The following is a 19,575-nucleotide window of genomic DNA, read 5'->3' on the forward strand; positions in this document are numbered from 1 at the left end:
TTTTACATAGGCTTTCTCGTGCGGTTGAGTAGTGTCAGTCGTTCAGCCTACTGAATCCCCGTTCGACCACGATAGGTACTTCGAGTTCACCGTCAACGACGAGACCTATAACGGGAGCATCCACTTCCTCACCCAGTACGACGGAAAACCCGATTTCGTCGAAGTACTACGGAGTACCTTCTTCCGAGATGAGACCTACGGCGACAGTCGCGCCGACTGGCATCGGAACACCACGTCATTTTACGCGTGGATAAAAGCCCACATGCTCCGACTTGCGTGGGACTGCCGCGAAGAGTTCCTCCGTTACTTTCTCCACTCGTTCCCCAATATCTGCCGTGATTTCGGATTCCAAGTCGCGCACGACCGTGACGCGAGTGGAGCGCCGAGCCAGTCCCGTCTCTGGGAGATGTGGAACAAGGAGTTCACCGACGTACAGCGCGAGTTCGTGCGGACGGCCACCGAGGAAGCACTTGCCTTCGCCCGCGAGCAAGGCATCCCTGCACCCGACCCTGTGTTCCGTCCCGAGGAGCGCGACATCTCCTCGAAACGGAGCGAACAGCGGCTCGTCGCGGAGAAGACCAAGGAGGTCTGGCAACAGGCCAAGCCGTTCGTCACGGACACGTTCTACCTGAAGCGGGCCGAGAACACCGTGGTTCACGAGAACGCGTTCTGGGAACAGCACACCTACATGGGAATGCGCGAGAACATGTACGCTCAGAGCGGTCAGCACTCCTTCTATATCGACTCTCGGCGCGACCGCACGCCGAGCGCATCGAATCACCGCTACCAGATTGGCAAACTCTCCGCTGAGGAGACGCGCTCGATGCTCCACGAGACCAATCGGATGCTCATCGCCCGCGCTCGCCACAACGCCGAACTCGTCGGCAACCTCGTGGCCGCCATCGACATCACGAAAGGCAACCCGTGGACTGGCAAAATCGAGCGCGATGAGGATAACAACATCACCGAGGACTGGATTCTCGGCTACAAGGACGGTGAAGTGTACTATCAGTGGGCCACCATCCAAATTGTCGGCTACGACATCCCACTCGTGCTGGACGCGATTCCGGTCAAGCGAGGGATGAAGCGAGCCGACATCGTGGACAGCCTGCTGGAGAATGCGCTCGACCTCGTAGACGACATCGAACTCGTGATGATGGACAGAGAGTTCGATAGCGAGGGTGTGAAGGACGCGTGCGACAAGCACGGTGTCTCCTATTTGAACGGCGCACGGAAGCGCGAATCAGAGAAGGCGACGTGTACACGGCTTCGCCGTGCCGGGAAGACGGTTCACATCGAGGAGGAGACGGTTGCAGATGGCCCGACCCGCAAGCGGATGTACCTCCCGTCCAGTGCTGACGGCGACTTCGAGGCCGAGGACGAGGAGGAAGACGAAAATGAGGAGAGGCCAGACATCCGCGAGGAGATGCGCGAAGAACTCGCTGACCTCGGTATCGAATTGAGCGAGGAGGAGGCCTCGCACGGGTTCAGCGCCCTCACGAAGGAACTGCGAAAAGAGGAAGCAAACGAGCCGACTGTCGGGAGTGAGGCGGATACGCAGGCGTACGCGTTGTTCGAGACCAACCACCCGAGTGTGACGCTGAACGAGGGCGATAGCGAGGTAGAGCGCATTCACATGGTTGAGCGGATGGTTCGCCGCTATCGCCACCGCTGGGGCATCGAGAACGGCTACAAGCAACTCAAGACGTTTCGCGTCCGCACGACGAGCAAACGCCACACGTATCGGTTCTTTAATTTCGTGTTCGCGTGCGTGCTGTACAACGTCTGGCGGCTCGTGGATTTGTTGGTGAAATTCGCTATCGAGGGGGAGAACTCGACGTACGCGCCGCGTGTGGACGCCAACCAGTTCCTGACGGTGGCGAAGAAATACTACGGTCTCGACCCGCCCGACTAACGCTAAGCCGCTCTGTGTCCGCTGACTCCTGAGCGGCGGCACTGTTCTGCGTTCCTTATTTTCGGCTGATTGTTGACTGATTCCGAATCGGTACCCTCGTCATCCTCTGACGACTTTTTCGTACGGGGGTGATATAGTGCAAGGAATATCAGTTCAACCGATTATTTGACCACATGCCTGACTTCTAGCGGTCTGGCTCCCGAAAGACCGGAATGAGGAACGGAAACCGTCTTTCGAGTCGGCGCTCCGCGTCCGTCCACAACAGACAGGTGGGTTGACGGCCGAGTACGCAGTATCCGATGGGTTCGAGGAACGAGAGCGACGACACGATCGTCTACGACTGGTGGAGTCGACACCCCCGCGCGTTCGACCTTGCGTTTCTCGGCCGCGAACACGCTCACAGGCGGTTGGCCGACATCCTCGGATCGGTATTTCGATTTCTCGGCAGAGCGCTCGCCGCCTTCGACCTCTTTTCGGGTGAATCCGGAGTGTTCACACCTCGTCGCGGTCGGTGAACGTGTACCGTCGCGCGATTTCGTCGCCCTCGAAGACGTGGAAATCGGCGAAGCCGAACTCGACGGCGTCGCCGTTCTGCTCTCCGGCGAACGTCCCCCGAACCGCGACGGTGTCGCCGTCGACGACCACGTCGTGGACGTCGTGACTCCCGTTCTCCAGCGGTCGACCGTCCTCGTAGAACGTCAGCAGTGCGTCGCGTCCCTCGATGGCGTCCTGTCCGGGTCGTTCGTAGCGAACGTCCTCGTTGAAGAGCGCGACGAGGTCGTCGTACTGGCCGGCGTCGACGAGGTCGTAGTACTCCCGTACGACGGATTCTGGTTCCGTGTCTCCCATACGAGAGCTACAGTTTCCAGTAAGTAGTATTTCGGCGTAGTGGCAAATCGGTGCGACGTTACCGACGCCGCGGGGACTAAGGTGCCGGGCGACTACCCCTCGCCGACCATCCGGTCTTCGTCCTCCCACTCGCGCTCGCGGAGTTCGTACTTCTGGATCTTCCCGGTCGCCGTCGTCGGTAACTCGGCGACGAACTCGATTTCGCTCGGCACTTTGTACGTCGCGATGCGCTCGCGGAGGAACGAGATCACGTTGTCGCTCGTCGTTCCGGGGTTTTGAGGGTCGCCGTTGGCCGGGACGACGAACGCTTTCGGCGTCTCGCCCCACTTCTCGCTCGGCGCGGGGATAACGGCCACGTCGCCGACGGCGTCGTGGTCGAACAGCGCGTCCTCCAACTCGATGCTGGAGATGTTCTCGCCGCCGGAGATGATGATGTCCTTCTTCCGATCCTGGATACTGACGAAGCCGTTCTCGTCGACGGTCGCGAGGTCGCCCATATGGTAGTAGCCCTCCACGCGGTCGTTGAACGCCTCCTCCGTCGCCTCGGGTTTCTCCCAGTAGCCGTCCATCACCTGGTTGCCGCGGACGACGATCTCGCCGATGCTCTGGCCGTCTTGCGGCACGTCCTCGCCGTCCTCGTCGACGACGCGGATCTCGGTGCCCAGATAGCCGATTCCCTGCGTCTTCTTCACGGCGAAGCGGTCGGGGTCGTCTTGGTCGAAGAAACGCCGGGCGTCTGAGGTCGTGATGAGCGGTCCGGTCTCCGTCGCGCCGTAGACGTGCTTGAGGTACCAGCCGAACTCGTCTTCGACCGTCCGAATCGTCGCCTCCGGCGGCGCGGCCCCCGCCGTCGCCACGCGGACCGGTCGCCCGGCGGTCGTCTCCGGTTCGTGTTCCGCGTAGTGCTCTTGGAGCATGTTCAGCACCGTCGGCGCAGCGCAGAAGTACGAGACGCCCTCCTCGCGGACGGCATCGAAGATTCCGGCTGCGTCGACGCCGCGCGTGCAGACGTGCTTCGCGCCCATCCCGGTCACCGAGAAGATGTGGCCCCAGCCGTTGACGTGGAACATCGGGAGCGTCCACAGATACACGTCGTCGTCGCGAATCTCCTGGTGGGTCGCGACGAGGTAGGCGTGCAGCGTCTCGGTCCGGTGGGTGCGGCAGACGCCCTTCGGGTCGCCCGTCGTCCCCGAGGTGTAGTTGATGGTGATGATATCGCTCTCGTCCATCTCAGGGCGGTCGTACGCCGTCGATTCGGCGACGAGGTCGTCGAACGACTCCCACTCCCCCTCAACGGCGTCGGGGTCGTCGGTGACGAACAGTTCAGTTGGCACCGACTCTCGAATCGCTTCTATCTTCTCCGCGTAATCGTGGTCGGCGAAGACGGCTTTCACACCCGCGTCGTTCAGGATGTACTCGAAGTCCGCCGGGACGAGGCGGTAATTCAGCGGCGTGTGAATCGCGCCGAGTTGCATCGACCCGTAGGCCGCTTCGAGGTGGTAGTGAGTGTTCGGGTCCAACACCGCTACCCGGTCGCCCTTCTCGACGCCTCTGGACTGCAGCGCCGCCGCCCACCCGTCCGCGCGCTCGCCCAGCTCGGCGTACGTGTATCGCTCGCCCGTCGTCGCCACCACAGCCTCCTTGTCGCCGTAGTGTCGCCGGGCGCGGTCCAGAAAGTCCGTCGCCAGCAGTGGTTTCTCCATGTGCCTCGACGTTAGTGAACATTCATGATATACATTGCGGGCGCGGAAACGTTCGCCGCCCGCGCAGTCGGGCGGTTCGTCGGTTCCTCGCCAATATAGTCGGTGTGTCGACAACGGCGTCGGTATGCCGTCAGCGCCGTCGGTTCGTCGCCGAATCTCGTTGCGTCGTCCGGCCGCCCGAGAGTGTTTTCGGGACCGCACGGTCGGTCTCGGGTGAGTAAATATCACTCCGTAGTGCTACCCACAAAAGTGGTTTATCGGTACGGACCTTGCTGTCGACAATGCCACTGTCAGAGTACACCGGCCGACGGCCGCGCGGCGCGAACCGGAGCGTCCGCATCAGTCGCGCCGTCAAACACCACCGATGGCAACCGGACGGCGAACCCTCCGAACCGTGTGCCAACTGCGGCATCGACCTCTCGCTACACGAGCGACACGTTCTCGTCACGTTGGTCGAAGACGACTTCGGCGACGCCGCTCGCCGGTATCTTTGCGACGAATCCTGTCTCCGCGAGTGGGTAGGCAAGAGTTAGAGACGCGAGAAGCGGAGCGCTCCGGGCGTCGCCCGGGAATTTACGGCTCGTTTTTCGCAGCTTCCAGCGACCAGAAGAAGCCGTAGTACGCGACGACGCCGCCGAGCATGGCGAGGTAGTACGCCCACTGCGGCGCTTTCAGCAGGTCGAAGACGATGGTGACGACGGTCACCCACGCCATCGCAAACACGAGGTCGACGAACATGCCGCGGCGATGCTCCCGGACATGTTTGCCGATGGCTTCGAGTCGGCTCATCGGCGACCTCGGTCGCCGGCATCGGCGTTCGTCGGTCGCTCCGGCGGGGAGTCACGCGTCACGGCCTACGCCTCACCCTGTTCGTCGACGACGTACAGCGCGTGTAACCCAGCGCCGTAGCGCTCGGCGAGGCCGACCGCGTGGCTCACCACCCCCTGAGCGACGGCGCTTCCGTCGGTCGGTAGGAGTGTTCGCTCGTACATGCTCAGTCGTCGGAGACGGGTTCACCGCCGTCGGTCGTCGCGACCTCTTCGGCGGACTGCATCCGCGACATCGGTTCAGGGCTGTGACACTGCCGGACCAGCCTTTTAGTCGCCATGTCGGGTTCGTCGGTCGCGAGCGAGACGCCGATGGTGACGACGAACACGATGGGAACGGCCACGAGCGCCGACCCGATGGCGGGCACCGCTGCCGCCAGCGTCGCCGAGTACGGTTCGCCCGTACCGATGTACGTCGGCAGCACCTCGTTTATCATCGGAATGAGCCAAATGACGAGGCCGGTCGTCATCCCCGCCAGCGCGCCCTGCCGGTTCGTGTTCTCCCACCAGAGTCCGAGGAAGAACATCGGGAACAGCACCGCGCCGGCGAGCGAAAACGCGTACGAGACCAGCGCGGCGATGGGCGCCGCGGGGTCCAGCGCGGCGAGCGTCGTGATGACGCCGAGCGCGACGATGCTCAGTCGACCGACGAGCACCTGCTGGCGCTGACTCGCGTCCTCGTTGATGATGTTCGCGTAGATGTCGTGGGAGATGGCCGACGACCCCGCGATGAACAGGCCGGCGGTGGTCGCGATCGCGGCGGCGATGCCGCCCGCGGCGACGAAGCCGACGAACCACTGGGGTAGCTCCGCTAACTGGGCCGCGAGCACGACGATGACGTCACCGGCGGCGCTCGTCATGCCGGGGTCGCCGTAGACGGCTCCGATGTTCTCCGAGTAGAGGTCGGTGCCGAACGCCGCGAACGCCGGGGCTGAGAGGTAAAGCAGGCAGATGAAAAACAGCCCCCACACCGTCGACCAGCGGGCGGTCCGCTCGTTCTCGACGGTGTAGAATCGCACGAGCACGTGCGGCAGTCCGCAGGTCCCGACGACTAGCGAGAACGCCGTCGCGATCCAGAGGTAGTAGCTCTCGTTGACGAACGGCTCGCTGAACTCGGAGCCGAGTTCGGCGACCATCGCGCCGTACTCAATCTGCGGCAGTACCGTCGAGTAGCCTTGCGTGAAGCCGACGGCGTACAGTCCCGCGAGGAACGCGACGATGAGGATGACGTACTGGACGGCCATGTTCTTCGTCGCGCCCAGCATCCCCGACAGCGTCAGGTAGCCGACGGTGATTGCCATCATCAAGATAACCATCGACTGGTAGCCGCTCATCCCGGGGATGCCGATGTCGCCGAAGATGTAGAGACCGACCAGCCCCATCCCGCGGGCCTGCCCGATGGCGTAGACGAAGCCGATGAGGAACGTCGTCACCGCCGCGATAGCGCGGGCGGTGTCGGAGTTGAACCGGTCGCCGACGAAGTCGGGGGCCGTGTACTTCCCGAACCGCCGCATCTGCGCGGCCAGGAAGATGAGCAGGATGAAGTAGCCGGTCGACCAGCCGACGACGAACGCGAGCCCGTAGAAGCCCGACAGCGCGATGAGCGCGGCCATCCCGAGATACGACGCCGCCGACATCCAGTTCGCGCCGATGGCCATCCCGTTCTCGACGTTACCGATGGAGCGACCGGCGACCCACATCCCCTCAGTGTCGGCGACGCGGAACGCGTACCCGATACCCAAGAACAGCGCGAGCATCGCCGCGACGAGGATCGCCGGGGCGAGTTTGAACGAGACGTTCAGCCCCTCCGGGAGCAGTCCGCTCTGGAGCACCGCTCCGAGCGTCATTCGTTCGTTCCTCCGTCGGCGGCGACGGCGACGTCGCCGTCAGCGTTACTCTGCGTCGTCGCGTGGTCGATACCGTACTTCTCGTCCAGCGCGTCACGCTTGCGCGCGTACCAGAACGACAGCAGCAACGCCCCGGTCGGCGCGCCGATGGCGACGAGGAAGTAGTGCAGCGGGAAGCCGAGCACCGGCATCTCCGCGGTCATGACTCCGGGTGCGAGGTAAGTCAGCGTCACCGGGCCGAACACGATGAGCGCCCAGAGGATGAAACCGGTCCACACGATACGCAAGTGTTCGCGCATGAACGGCGTACTCGGCCTCAAGAGGTTGACTTCCCGGTCGAGATAGTTCGTCTCTCGGTGGCTCTGCGCCGCTTGCGTGAGCGCACCACCGTCCGTCTCGACGGGCGAGTCCTGTGAGTTTTTCTCTACCATCGGCTACTCTGTCGTTATCGTTCGTTAAAGTTGCTTTGTCTTCCGAAGTCGTTGCCACAAACTGTCCGCGGACGGACCGGTAGCGAGGAGGAGACCGACCGGAGGGCGGTGATTTTCTCGGGTTGTGCGATGCGCGACGACGGTGGTACCGCCCGTTACGGCGCTCGTTTGCGTCGTCCTCGGCGTAATGACGGCAAGACGTAACGACGGCGCAACCCCGCGCAGCGTGGTGCCATCGTGCTGCCGGCGTACCGGTGACGTTCCTCAGTCGAGTACTGGAATCGTCGCTCGGCCGTCGGTCAGTCGTCGCTGACTTTCGCTTCGATGTCGCCGACGATTTCGGGGTTCCGAAGCGTCGACGTGTCGCCGAGGTCCTCGCCGTTGGCGATGTTTTCGAGCAGGCGACGCATGATCTTGCCCGAGCGGGTCTTCGGCAGTTCCGGCGTGAAGATGACCTGTTCGGGCCGCGCGATGGGGCCGATAGCGTCTTCGACGCCTTCGATGATTCGGCCTCTGAGTTCGTCGTTCTCCTCGTAGCCGTCCTCGATGATGACGTAGGCGTACACCGCCTCGCCTTTCACGTCGTGGCTACCGCCGACGACGGCAGCCTCGGCGACGCCCTCGACGCCGACGATGGCCGACTCGATCTCCATCGTGCCGAGGCGGTGGCCGGAGACGTTGATGACGTCGTCGACGCGACCGAGAACCGTGATGTAGCCGTCGTCGTCAATCTTCGCGCCGTCCTCGGGGAAGTAGACCCACTCGTCGGCGTCGGGGTCGGAGTACGCCTCCCAGTACTCGCTGACGAACCGCTCGTCGTTGTTGTACAGCGTCCGGAGCATCCCCGGCCACGGCTTCTGTACCGTGAGGTAGCCCGCATTACCGGCGTCGATCTCGTCGCCCTCGGCGTCGACGATGCGCACGTCGACGCCCGGCAGCGCCGGTCCCGCGGAGCCGGGTTTCATCTTGTTGACGCCGGGCAGCGTCGTCACCATCATGCCGCCCGTCTCGGTCTGCCACCACGTGTCGACGACGGGGCACTCCTCGCCGCCGATGTGTTTGTAGTACCACTTCCACGCGCGCGGGTTGATGGGTTCACCCACCGTGCCGAGCAGGCGGAGCGACGAGAGGTCGTGTCTCTCGGGGAACTGCTTGCCCCACTTCATGAACGCCCGAATCGCCGTCGGCGCGGTGTACAGTTGGTCGCACTCGTACTCCTCGATAATTTCCCAGAGGCGGTCCCGCTCGGGGTAGTCGGGCGTCCCCTCGTACATCATGGACGTCGTACCGAGTGTGAGCGGCCCGTAGACGATGTAGGAGTGGCCCGTAATCCAGCCGATGTCCGCCGAGCAGAAGTAGGTGTCCTCAGGCTTGATGTCGAGGACGGCCTGGGAGGTCCACGCAGCCCACGCGAGATAACCGCCGGTGGTGTGCTTGACGCCCTTCGGCTGACCCGTGGTGCCGGAGGTGTACATCAGGAACAGCATGTCCTCGGCATCGCGCTGGACGGGGTCGACCTCTGCGCCCTCCTGCTCGCTTACGAGGTCGGCGTAGGAGTGCTGGTTCTCGTCGAAGTCGTGGTCGAAGCCGTCGCCGTCGCGGAGGCGCTCGACGACGACCGTCGTGGTGTCGTGGTCGACGCCCGAGAGGCCCTCGTTGGCCTTGTCGAGGTGGTCGAGGGGGTCGCCGCGGCGGTAGTAGCCGTCGCAGGTGACGAGATACTCCGAGTCGGCGGCGTTCATTCGCGTTGCCAGCGCGTCCGCGGAGAACCCGGCGAAGACGACCGAGTGCGGCGCGCCGATGCGCGCGCACGCCAGCATCGCGATGGGCGCCTCTGGAATCATCGGCATGTAGATGGTGACCACGTCGTCCTCGCCGACGCCCTGCTCGCGTAGCGCCGCGGCGAACTCGTTCACCTCTTTCTGGAGTTCCTCGTACGTGTAGCTGCGGTTCTCCTCGTCGGTCGGTTCGCCCACCCATTCGAGCGCGACCTCGTCGCCGCGGCCGTCCTCGACGTGTCGGTCCACACAGTTGTAGGAGGCGTTCAGCTTCCCGTCGGTGAACCACTCGTAGAACGGGCCGTCCGAGTCGTCGAGCACCTGGTCGTAGCTCTCGTACCACTCCAGCAGGTCGGCGGCGCCCTCCCAGCACTCCGGCCAGTTCTCCTCGAACTCCTCGTAGATTCCCGGGTCCGAGACGTTCGCCTGCTCAACGAACGACTCCGGCGGCTCGAACTCCTCCTGCTCTGCGAGGCGCGCTTCGAGTTCTACATTGTCTTCTGTCATAGTCCACTGTCACCATCCCACAGCACCGTGATAAGATTTACCACCGAATTCAGTCGCTGAAGGTGCCGACCGCTGGCGGTTTTCCTCGTTTCGGGCAGGACGTTACAGCATAAAAAGAAGGGTCCGGAGCGAACTCCGAATCGAGGGGCGCTCGGGCGTCGTTCGCCGTCGTCGGAGCGTCGTTACGCTAGCCCGACTTTCTCCTGATAGCTCCCGTACTTCGACTCGAACAACTGCATTATCTCGCCCATCGTCGCGTACGCCTTCACGGCGTCGACGAGGACGGGCATCACGTTCTCGCCTTCCTCGACGGCGGCTTCGAGGTCGGCCAGCGCCGCCTCGACGGCGTCGTCGTCGCGTTCGGCTTTCACTTCTTCGAGTCGACTGAGCTGTCGCTCCTGGACCTCGTCGGAGACGTGCAGCAGTTCGAGCGTCGTGTCCTCGTCCATCTCGTACTTGTTGACGCCGACGACGATCTCCTCCTCCTCCTCGACGCGTGATTGGTACTCGTAGGAGGCGTCCTGAATCTCGCGGTGGAAGTAGCCCTCGTCGATGCCGCGGAGCACGCCGTCGCGGACGGAGCCGTCGCCCATCTCCCGAATCTCCTCGATGTACGCCATCGCCTTCTCTTCGACTTCGTCGGTGAGCGATTCGACCATGAAACTCCCGGCGAGGGGGTCAATACTATCAGCGGCGCCGGACTCCTCGGCGATTATCTGCTGGGTGCGCAGTGCGACCCTGACGGCTTCCTCGGAGGGCAGCGCCAGCGCTTCGTCGAAGCTGTTCGTGTGAAGGCTCTGGGTACCGCCCATCACGCCCGCCAGCGCCTGAATCGTCACGCGGACGATGTTGTTCAGCGGCTGTTGAGCCGTCAGCGACTGTCCGGCGGTCTGGGTGTGGAACTTCAGCTGTTTGGATTTCTCGTCTTCGGCGTCGTACCACTCCTCCATCACGTGGGCGTAGATGCGGCGCGCGGCGCGGAACTTCGCAACTTCCTCGAAGATGGAGTTGTGCGAGTTGAAGAAGAACGACAGTTGCGGCGCGAACTCGTCCACGTCGAGACCGCGCTCGGTCGCCGCTTCGACGTAGGCGAAGCCGTCGGCGAGCGTGAACGCGAGTTCCTGAACGGCCGTGGAGCCGGCCTCTCGGATGTGGTAGCCTGAGATGGAGATGGGGCGGATTCGGGGCGTCTCCTCGGCGGCGAACTCGACGGTGTCGGTGACGAGGTCCAGCGAGGGCTTCGGTGGGATGACCCACTCCTTCTGCGCGATGAACTCCTTGAGCATGTCGTTCTGGAACGTTCCCCCGATCTGGTCGCGGGGGACGCCGCGCTCGTCCGCCAGCGCGACGTACATCGCGTAGACGACGGGCGCAGAGGGGTTAATGGTGAAAGAGGTGGTGACCTCGCCGATGTCGATGCCGTCGAACAGAATCTCCATGTCGCGCAGCGTGTCGACGGCGACACCCTCCTTGCCGACCTCGCCGTCCGACAGCGGGTCGTCCGAGTCCTTGCCCATCAACGACGGCATGTCGAACGCCGTCGACAGCCCCGTCTGGCCGTTCTCGATGAGGTAGTGGAAGCGCTCGTTGGTCTCCTCGGCGGTGCCGAAGCCGGCGAACTGCCGCATTGTCCACGTCCGCCCGCGGTACATCGTCGGGTAGACGCCCCGAGTGTAGGGTTTCTCGCCGGGGAAACCCAAATCCTCGGTGTAGTCGAGGTCCGCGACGTCCTCGGGCGTGTAGATGTCGTCGATCTCGAGGTTCGAGACGGTCGCGAACCGGTCTTTGCGCTCGCCGAAGCGGTCGACTACGGGGTCGCGGGTCTCCTCGGCCCACTCCTCGTGTGCTTCCCGGATCTCGGAGAGGTCGTCCTCGTCGTACATGAAGGAGAATTTGCCGGACTGTTCATTAAGGATTCGGGTCCCGGGGAACCGAATCGAGAAGACCTATAATCGATACCCGCCCGTCGGCAGACGACGATGTCACCCGTCACGATGGATATCTCGCTCGGCCTCACGCTCCTCTGTCTGGGGACTGTGGCCAGTGTCGCACCGACTCGAATCGCCTCGCTTCGCGCGCTCCTGTTTCCGGACCGTCACACCGCCCTCGAGGGACCGTCGCTCGCGTCCGACGCCGCGCTCGTGAAAGCCGTCGGCGTGACCGTCGCGAGCGTCGGCGGCGCGTTCGCGCTGATGGCGTTAACCGTCGGGCAGTGAACGACCGCTAGCCGTTCGAGGCCGCGTTCTCCAGTTAGCGTCTCTGGGTTCTTCCGTCTGCGTCTCTCATTTCCCTTCTGCGCCTCTCGTCGGTACTGCCACCCCGTCTTTTCGTCACTACACCGTCTCTTCGTCGTCGTACGGTCTCGTCGTCGTACGGTCTCGTCGTCGTGCTCCACCGCTACGTCGTCGCTTCGCTTGTACCGAGACGGCGGGCGCGCCCGATACGCGTCGCTCGTCGGTCGTGCTCCCTGTACAGAAACGGCGGTCGTATCGGCTCAGTCGTGGAATCCGGCGGAGACGAGTACACGGCTCGCGTCGTCGGTTTCGCGGGTCGGCGTCACTTCCTTGCGCGCGCTGTCGTACTCGAGGAATTCGCGCGTCGCGAGCTTCGGCAGATGGAGGTGGTGCAGCGAGGTAGCGATCTGCTGAGGGTGCGTCGACTCGCCCGCCTCGGACTCGCGGCGATAGATCTCCTCGGCCAGTTCCTCGACCGTGACCGGGCCCGGTTGGTCCGAGAGCGCGTGAATCAGGTGGCGGCGGCGAGGGCTCGACAGCGCCTCGAGCAACTCTTTCGTCGCGTCAGTCTGTTGAATTCCGACATCGACTGCGACTTCTTGCGAACTCATACCCATACCGAAGGATGGGATATATAAATCACCAGTACCTAAAGAATCAGGTCCCGCCACCGAGTGTAATTTTATCGAACAGTTTCGAGACGAGTTTCTTCTCGCCGGTTCGGATGTGTTGGTGGAACGTCGCCGAAGAGATGTCCAGCGAGGTCGCTACCTCCTTTCCCGAACTCTCGCGGGGTTGGTCGAAGTAGCCGGCGAGATACGCCGCCTGCAGTACGTTGCGCTGGCGTTCCGTCAGGTCGGAATCGACGGCGGAGACGAAGTCGCCGTCGGTCAGCGGCCGGCGTTCGACCTGTCTGCGTGACCGGAGTTTGACGTCGTCGTACGCGCTCCGCAGTCCGCGCATACACGCACCCACGTCGCCGTCCTGCGGGAGCAACGCGACGACCGATGCCCCGCCGCCGTCGACGACGAGCGTGTCGACGGTGACGCCGAGGTCTGTCAGCGTCTCGGCGAAAGACTCCTCCTCGAACACGATCTGGACGAGCGCGCCGTCGGCCGTCTCCCGGACAAGTCGCTGTCGGCGAATCGCCGGCGAGTCGGCGGCGCGTTTGAGAAGTCTCTCGGCGTCGCCGTCGGCGACGGTGAAGAACTCAATTGGCGGGTCGGTTCCCGCGACGCCTTCGAGCGCGAGTTCCGCGCCCGCGTCGGCGACCAGTTCGAGCAGCGCGTCGTCGCCGTCTTCGAGGCGGAGTTCGACCTCCGTCGCCCCCTTCGTCAACAGGAGGCGCTTGCTCTCGACGGCGTTGATAGTGTGGCCGATGGTCTGGCCGAGTTCGTCGAGCACCGACTGCTCCTCTTCGTCGAACGCGTCATCTTCGGCCGTGTACGCCTCCAGAACGCCGTACACCGTGTCGCGGTAGCGAATCGGCACACACGCGAACGCTCGGACGCCGCCGCGGTCGGCCCACCGCAGCCACGCCGAGGCCGACTCGTCGTCGAGGACGGCGAGTTCGCTGGGGTCTAACGCAGTGGTGACCGTGCTTCGGTCGCGGTACGATCGCCACGCGGCGGTCCCGTAGGTCCGCTCGCCGTTCGTCGCCGTCTCGGGTTCTGGCGGGTCGACCACGCTCCCGACCTCCGTGCTGACGGTGAGCGTCTCGTGCGTCGCCCGCGGTTCGCAGATGCGGACGTAGCAGTACGGTCCCGCCTCCGACAACCGCGTGCAGACGCGTTCTTCGGCCTCGTCGCGACTCTTCGCCCCGACCAGCGCCGCGTTGACCTCCCTGATGACGGAGTTGACGCGGTTGAGTCGGTCGAGTCGCTCCCGCTGTTCGCCGAGCGAGATAGACTGCCGACGTGCGCGCAAGAGCGACTGGAGGCGGCCGCGCAGTTCGGCTTTCGAGACCGGCGTCCGAATCAGGTCGTCGACGCCGGGCGGAAACTGCGCGCGGACCTGCCGCCACACGTCGCCGTCCGTCAAGTTTCGTTCGGGAACGACGAGCAGGAACGGCAAGTGTAGCGGTTCGGCGCGGTCTTTGAGCGCCTCGAACACGTCGCCGTGTTTCGCGAGCGTCGGCGGGTCGAGCACACAGAGGTCGACGTCGTCCGAATCGATAGCTTCGGGCTTGTTCTCGACGACCTGGTGGTCGACTTCGAGCGCGTCGGCGAGCAACGACCGGTTCTCATCGTGACTGACTGCGAGCAGAATCCGTCCCCCTTCGGGTCGGGACGCATCGCTTGCGGCCCGCCCCGCGAGAAGACGGTCGGTCATAACCGACTCCGCCTCGTCCGTCCCCGTGTTGACTCTCGTTTCATTGTTCGAAGTCGTCGTCCGGTTGCTCCGGTCGGCCACTGAGGATGCCGCGGAGATTCGTCAGCGGTTCGCCGATCTGGACGCCGTACTCAGTGATGCGGAACTCCCGTAGCTGGCGTTCGAAATCGCTCGTGCGCTTCTTCAGTACGCCGACGGCTTTTCGCATCTCTCCATTCAATTCGAGATGCTGGAGGAATAAAATATTGTCAGCCAAGTAGCTCAAACCTCCATCGTCTGTCACCTGAAACTCGCCGGTGATGTCCTGTACCTCGTTGATGAGGATGACGGAGATCCCCATGTTCTTGAGGTACTTACAGAGCGCGTGGAGGTTGTGCGTGAGTTCGTCGTTCTCGCCGAGCAGGGCGAACTTGTAACCGACGATACCGTCTATCATCACGATTTCGGCGCCTCTCTCCTCGACCTCCGCGCGGACCCGCTCGTTGAACTCGTCGACGCTGAGTTCGAGCGACTTCGTCTCGTTGATCGAGAGCACCTCCTGATCGAGCATCTGCTTGACGGGGATGTTGACCGAACCGCTTCGCTCCATGAGCGTCCGCTCGTTCTCCTCGAACAGGTAGACGACCGACCGCTCGCCGCGTCCAGCGGCCTCCTTCATGAACTGGATGCCTGTCGTCGTCTTCCCGACACCGGTCGGACCGGTGATGATGGTCACGGTCCCCCGCTCGATGCCGCCGTTGAGCAACTGGTCGAGTTCGGGGACGCCCGAGGAGATGGTCTCGGATTCGAACTTCCGACCGGCCGTCTGCGGAAGTTGGTTCAGGAAAACGCGGATTCCGCCGTGGTCGATGGTGAGCGTGTGCGGACCGCTGCGGAAATCCGACCCGCGGAACTTCGTCGCCGTCACCGTCCGCCGTTCGTCGGTCCGTTCGAGGTTGAGCGTCCCGTCGCAGATGAACTGCAGGTCGTCGTCCGGGCGCGTCTCCGTCGCCTGCGCGGTGAATAGGACTGTCGACCCTTGCACGTTGAAAAACCGCATCAGCGAGAGAATCTGCTTGCGAAACTGGTAGTCGTCGGGTGCAAGATACCGCAGTTGGGTTAACGGGTCGATGAACAATCGGTCGGGGTTGAGTTCCTCGACGCGCGTCGTTATCTCCCCGGTGACGGAGTCGCCTTCGACTTCATCGGGGCTGAAGATGTCGTACGAGAGGTTCCGCGCGAAGTAGTCCGAATCGGGGCTCAGGTCGAGAAAGTCGACGCCGTCCAGATTCAAGCCGAGCGACGCCGCGTTCTCTTTGACGTTCTTGGTCGATTCTTCGAGGTTGATATAGAGTACCGACTCGCCCGCGTCGAGTCCGGCGCGCAGAAAGTGCATCCCGAGGATACTCTTGCCCGCTCCGGGTTCGCCCCTAACCATGTACGTTCGGTTCGGGACGAAGCCGCCGCAGAGTACGTCGTCGAGTCCGTCGATGCCGCTCGATACGCGCCCTCCGTTGGGCGTTTCTCGTCCGGCGGACTCGTGGTTGACCTCTTCCATCGTCCATAATACTCGCTGTGGGTATTTTTTCGTTGTGGGCGCGTCGGTCGTATCTAACCTTGGACGACCGTCAGATTCGCGCGCGCTCAGCCGAAGTTTTCGACCTTCGCGTCCGCCGGGTCGCCGCCCGCGCTCTCGACGGCGTCGGCAGCCTCCTGGACGAAGTCGGCGAAGCCGTAGACGAACACCTGCGCGTCGCCGTCGTGGACGTCGGCGACGTGGTCGGCGAGGTCGCCGCCGGTGACGACGACCGTCGCGCCGCGTTCGCGGAGATCCGCGAGTCGCTCCTCGTGCGCGGGCGCGTCGTCCTTGTAGATGACGGCGACCGACGCGCCGTCGCGGAGCGCGCGTTCACCCAGACCGACGGCCGCGCCGACGCCCGGTCCCCCGGCGAGGACGACGACGTGCGACTCGTCCTCGTAGTACTCGTTGCCGAACGGGCCGGAGATGTCGAGTTCGTCGCCCGCTTCGAGGTCGAGGAGGTGACGGCTGAACGGCCCTGCCTCCTCGGGGTCGACGCCGACGGTTATCTCGAACGTCTCGTGGGCGTCGGGCGAGGACAGCGTGTAGAAGCGCGCGTACTCCTCGCCGTCGACGGCGGCGGAGATTTTGACGAACTGCCCGGGACGGGCTTCGAACCCGTCGGGCGATTCGAGCACGATAGCGACCGTGTTCGGGCCGACCGAGGTGACGTCGGTGACGGCGACGGTTGCGTCCATGTTCGGTCGTTTCGGAGGCGACCACAAAGTCGCTTCCCACTCGCGTCAGTCGTTGCGAGATGGGAAGATAAGACGGATTGTACTTCGAGCCGAGTCGGGGTGTAAAACCGTCACGGAGTCGGGGCGAAAGTCGGTCGTTTCGATAACGGCGAGCCGAAAAAACGCCCGAACGCGAGATGATACCGGACCGCTCCTTTCAGAAGGCTTTTGATTCGGCCCAAGGTAGCACTGGTTAGCATGCCTGCGGACTTCAACTGGGCCATCGGCGGAGAGGCTGGCGATGGCATCGACTCCACGGGGAAGATTTTCGCCCAGGCACTCTCACGGGCTGGCCGGCACGTGTTCACCTCGAAGGACTTCGCCTCGCGTATCCGCGGCGGATACACGGCGTATAAGGTCCGAACCTCGGTCGACCAGGTGCAGAGTGTCGTGGACCGACTCGACGTACTCATCGCGCTCACACCGCGAACCATCGACGAAAACCTCGACGAACTGCGCGAGGGCAGCGTCATCGTCTACGACGGTGAGCGCACCACGATGCAGGGCGTCGAGATCCCGGAGGGAATGGTCGGGCTGAACGTTCCCCTCCAGAGCATCGCCGAGGAGAAAGGCGGGGCCATCATGCGCAACGTCGTCGCGCTCGGTGCGGCGTGCGCCGTTGCCAACTTCCCCATCGAACACCTCGACAGTTCGCTCGAGAAGCGCTTCGGCGGCAAGGGACAGGCCATCGTCGACAACAACCGCAAGGCCGCCCGCGCCGGACGCGACTACGTCAACGAGAACTTCGACCACGAGTTCGACTACGATCTCGAGACCACCGACAACGACTACGTGCTCCTCAACGGCGACGAGGCAATCGGTATGGGCGCCATCGCCGCCGGATGCCGCTTCTACGCCGGCTACCCCATCACGCCCGCGACGGACGTGATGGAGTATCTCACCGGTCGAATTGAGCAGTACGGCGGTCACGTCGTACAGGCGGAGGACGAACTCGCGGCTATCAACCTCGCGCTCGGCGGCGCGCGCGCCGGTGCCCGCGCGATGACCGCGACGTCCGGCCCGGGTATCGACCTGATGACCGAGACGTTCGGTCTCATCGCCACCTCCGAGACGCCGCTGGTCATCGTCGACGTGATGCGTTCGGGTCCCTCGACGGGGATGCCGACCAAGCAGGAGCAAGGCGACCTGAACCAGATGGTGTACGGCGGTCACGGCGAGATTCCACGCTTCACGCTCGCGCCGACCACCGTCGCAGAGTGCTTCCACAAGACCGTCGAGGCGTTCAACCTCGCCGAGAAGTACCAGACGCCGGTGTACCTCGCCGCCGACCTCGCGATGGCGGTAACCGAGCAGACGTTCGCGCCCGAAGAGTTCGACATGGACGCCGTCGAGATCGACCGCGGCAAGGTCGTCGACGACGACACCATCAGCGAGTGGCAGAACGAGAAGGGACAGTTCAAACCCCACGCGCTCACCGACGACGGCGTGAGTCCGCGCTCGTTCCCCGGTACGACCGGCGGCGCGCACATGTCGACGGGTCTCGAACACGACGAACTCGGGCGCCGAACCGAGGACACCGACATGCGCGTCGAACAGGTCGACAAGCGCAACCGGAAGGTCGAGACGGCCAAGGAGCGCGAACCGTGGGCCTACCGCGAGTTCGGCGACACGGATTCGGGGAACCTCGTCATCTCGTGGGGTTCGAACGAAGGTGCGATGGTCGAAGCCATCGAGTTCCTCGAGGAGGACGGCGTCGACGTCCGCTTCATCTCGGTGCCGTACATTTTCCCACGTCCGGACCTCTCGGAGGTCATCAACGACGCCGACGATGTCATCGTCGTCGAGTGTAACAACACCGGACAGTTCGCTGACATCCTCGAACACGACGCCCTTACCCGTGTCAAGCGCGTGAACAAGTACAACGGCGTCCGATTCAAAGCCGACGAACTGGCCGAAGAGATCAAAGAGACGCTCTCACAGGAGATTACCGCATGAGCTCAGACGTTCGATTCACCGACTTCAAGTCCGACAAACAGCCGACGTGGTGCCCCGGGTGCGGCGACTTCGGCACGATGAACGGCATGATGAAGGCGCTGGCGAACACGGGCAACGACCCCGACAACACGTTCGTCGTCGCCGGCATCGGCTGTTCCGGCAAGATCGGCACCTACATGCACAGCTACGCCATGCACGGCGTCCACGGCCGCGCGCTCCCGGTCGGCGCGGGCGTGAAGATGGCGAACCCCGACCTCGAAGTGATGGTCGCCGGCGGCGACGGCGACGGCTACTCCATCGGCGCGGGCCACTTCGTCCACGCCGTCCGCCGGAACGTCGACATGACGTACGTCGTGATGGACAACCGCATCTACGGCCTCACCAAAGGTCAGGCCTCGCCGACCTCGCGTGAGGACTTCCAGACGTCGACGACGCCGGAAGGACCGAAACAGCCGCCGGTCAACCCGATGGCGCTGGCACTCGCGGCGGGCGCGACGTTCATCGCGCAGTCGTTCTCCTCAGACGCGATGCGACACGCCGAAATTGTCCAAGAGGCCATCGAACACGACGGCTTCGGCTTCGTTAACGTGTTCAGCCCGTGCGTCACGTTCAACGACGTCGACACGTACGACTACTTCCGCGACAACCTCGTGGATCTCGGCGACGACGACGACCACGACCGATACGACTTCGACGCGGCCAAGGACAAGATTCTCGACGCCTCCAAGGAGTACCAGGGCGTCATCTACCAGAACGAGAACTCGGTGCCGTACGAGGAGCAGCACGGTCTCGACTCGAACATGGCCGACATCCCCGAGGGCGCGCCCGACGACGCGATGGACCTCGTTCGAGAGTTCTACTAGAACCTTTTACGCTGCGCTCGGCCGCTCCGCGGCCTCGCT

The 19,575-nt window shown here is 63.7% G+C and carries 18 protein-coding genes; 6 read left to right on the forward strand and 12 right to left on the reverse strand.

Translation table 11 applies throughout. The features are described 5' to 3' along the window. The first annotated feature begins 31 nt into the window (after positions 1 to 31). The gene (locus LAQ58_RS10155) at positions 32 to 1,915 is read left to right on the forward strand and encodes a transposase (RefSeq protein ID WP_224447353.1); all 1,884 of its coding nucleotides are present in this window, start codon (positions 32 to 34) and stop codon (positions 1,913 to 1,915) included. A gap of 299 nt (positions 1,916 to 2,214) precedes the next feature. Then, positions 2,215 to 2,430, forward strand: coding sequence for a hypothetical protein (locus tag LAQ58_RS10160; RefSeq protein ID WP_224447355.1), 216 nt, complete (start codon positions 2,215 to 2,217; stop codon positions 2,428 to 2,430). Here the strand turns inward: LAQ58_RS10160 and LAQ58_RS10165 are convergent. Beyond that, positions 2,408 to 2,764, reverse strand: a complete 357-nt coding sequence (locus LAQ58_RS10165; RefSeq protein WP_224447356.1) for a nuclear transport factor 2 family protein — start codon at positions 2,762 to 2,764, stop codon at positions 2,408 to 2,410. The genes LAQ58_RS10160 and LAQ58_RS10165 overlap by 23 nt on opposite strands. A 92-nt stretch (positions 2,765 to 2,856) precedes the next feature. Beyond that, positions 2,857 to 4,467 carry a long-chain-fatty-acid--CoA ligase gene (locus LAQ58_RS10170; RefSeq protein WP_224447357.1) on the reverse strand — a complete coding sequence of 537 codons (1,611 nt, stop codon included), beginning with the start codon at positions 4,465 to 4,467 and terminating at the stop codon, positions 2,857 to 2,859. A 281-nt stretch (positions 4,468 to 4,748) separates the two neighbouring features. Between LAQ58_RS10170 and LAQ58_RS10175 the strand changes: the two genes are divergently transcribed. Next, positions 4,749 to 5,000: a DUF7576 family protein gene (locus LAQ58_RS10175; RefSeq protein WP_224447358.1), complete on the forward strand. Its 252-nt coding sequence runs from the start codon at positions 4,749 to 4,751 to the stop codon at positions 4,998 to 5,000. Positions 5,001 to 5,040: 40 nt separating this feature from the next. Here the strand turns inward: LAQ58_RS10175 and LAQ58_RS10180 are convergent, their stop codons facing one another. From LAQ58_RS10180 to LAQ58_RS10205, 6 genes are all read right to left on the reverse strand, one after another. Further along, complete coding sequence (locus LAQ58_RS10180; RefSeq protein ID WP_224447359.1) at positions 5,041 to 5,256, reverse strand: DUF8119 family protein; 216 nt, start codon at positions 5,254 to 5,256, stop codon at positions 5,041 to 5,043. 65 nt (positions 5,257 to 5,321) lie between these two features. Next, entirely contained in the window at positions 5,322 to 5,459 is a 138-nt protein-coding gene (locus LAQ58_RS10185) for a universal stress protein (protein WP_425490647.1), read from the reverse strand. 2 nt (positions 5,460 to 5,461) lie between these two features. After that, the gene (locus tag LAQ58_RS10190) at positions 5,462 to 7,141 is read right to left on the reverse strand and encodes a VC_2705 family sodium/solute symporter (protein ID WP_224447360.1); all 1,680 of its coding nucleotides are present in this window, start codon (positions 7,139 to 7,141) and stop codon (positions 5,462 to 5,464) included. After that, positions 7,138 to 7,572: a DUF4212 domain-containing protein gene (locus LAQ58_RS10195; protein WP_224447361.1), complete on the reverse strand. Its 435-nt coding sequence runs from the start codon at positions 7,570 to 7,572 to the stop codon at positions 7,138 to 7,140. The genes LAQ58_RS10190 and LAQ58_RS10195 overlap by 4 nt, the downstream gene beginning before the upstream one ends. A gap of 299 nt (positions 7,573 to 7,871) precedes the next feature. After that, positions 7,872 to 9,857: an acetate--CoA ligase gene (gene acs / locus LAQ58_RS10200; protein WP_224447362.1), complete on the reverse strand. Its 1,986-nt coding sequence runs from the start codon at positions 9,855 to 9,857 to the stop codon at positions 7,872 to 7,874. 182 nt (positions 9,858 to 10,039) lie between these two features. Then, a complete protein-coding gene (locus tag LAQ58_RS10205) occupies positions 10,040 to 11,740 on the reverse strand; it encodes an acyl-CoA mutase large subunit family protein (protein ID WP_224447363.1) in 1,701 nt (566 codons plus the stop codon). Positions 11,741 to 11,836: 96 nt separating this feature from the next. On the opposite strand from LAQ58_RS10205, the gene LAQ58_RS10210 reads away from it, so the two are divergent. Next, complete coding sequence (locus LAQ58_RS10210; protein ID WP_224447364.1) at positions 11,837 to 12,073, forward strand: hypothetical protein; 237 nt, start codon at positions 11,837 to 11,839, stop codon at positions 12,071 to 12,073. Between the two features lie 278 nt (positions 12,074 to 12,351). Here LAQ58_RS10210 and LAQ58_RS10215 read toward each other — a convergent pair whose 3' ends face one another. The 4 genes from LAQ58_RS10215 to LAQ58_RS10230 form a co-directional block, all read right to left on the reverse strand. Then, positions 12,352 to 12,702: a DUF7344 domain-containing protein gene (locus tag LAQ58_RS10215; RefSeq protein ID WP_224447365.1), complete on the reverse strand. Its 351-nt coding sequence runs from the start codon at positions 12,700 to 12,702 to the stop codon at positions 12,352 to 12,354. Between the two features lie 46 nt (positions 12,703 to 12,748). Beyond that, positions 12,749 to 14,422: a bacterio-opsin activator domain-containing protein gene (locus LAQ58_RS10220; RefSeq protein ID WP_224447366.1), complete on the reverse strand. Its 1,674-nt coding sequence runs from the start codon at positions 14,420 to 14,422 to the stop codon at positions 12,749 to 12,751. 40 nt (positions 14,423 to 14,462) lie between these two features. After that, complete coding sequence (locus tag LAQ58_RS10225; protein ID WP_224447367.1) at positions 14,463 to 15,959, reverse strand: ATPase domain-containing protein; 1,497 nt, start codon at positions 15,957 to 15,959, stop codon at positions 14,463 to 14,465. A gap of 86 nt (positions 15,960 to 16,045) precedes the next feature. Beyond that, positions 16,046 to 16,678, reverse strand: a complete 633-nt coding sequence (locus LAQ58_RS10230; protein WP_224447368.1) for an FAD-dependent oxidoreductase — start codon at positions 16,676 to 16,678, stop codon at positions 16,046 to 16,048. Between the two features lie 237 nt (positions 16,679 to 16,915). Here LAQ58_RS10230 and LAQ58_RS10235 point away from each other — a divergent pair, with 237 nt between their 5' ends. Continuing rightward, positions 16,916 to 18,673 carry a 2-oxoacid:acceptor oxidoreductase subunit alpha gene (locus LAQ58_RS10235; protein WP_224447369.1) on the forward strand — a complete coding sequence of 586 codons (1,758 nt, stop codon included), beginning with the start codon at positions 16,916 to 16,918 and terminating at the stop codon, positions 18,671 to 18,673. Further along, a complete protein-coding gene (locus tag LAQ58_RS10240; protein ID WP_224447370.1) occupies positions 18,670 to 19,536 on the forward strand; it encodes a 2-oxoacid:ferredoxin oxidoreductase subunit beta in 867 nt (288 codons plus the stop codon). Before LAQ58_RS10235 ends, LAQ58_RS10240 begins: the two co-directional genes overlap by 4 nt. The last annotated feature ends 39 nt before the right edge of the window (positions 19,537 to 19,575 follow it).

The organism is Haloprofundus salilacus, assembly GCF_020150815.1.
Taxonomy (GTDB): Archaea; Halobacteriota; Halobacteria; order Halobacteriales; family Haloferacaceae; genus Haloprofundus; species Haloprofundus salilacus.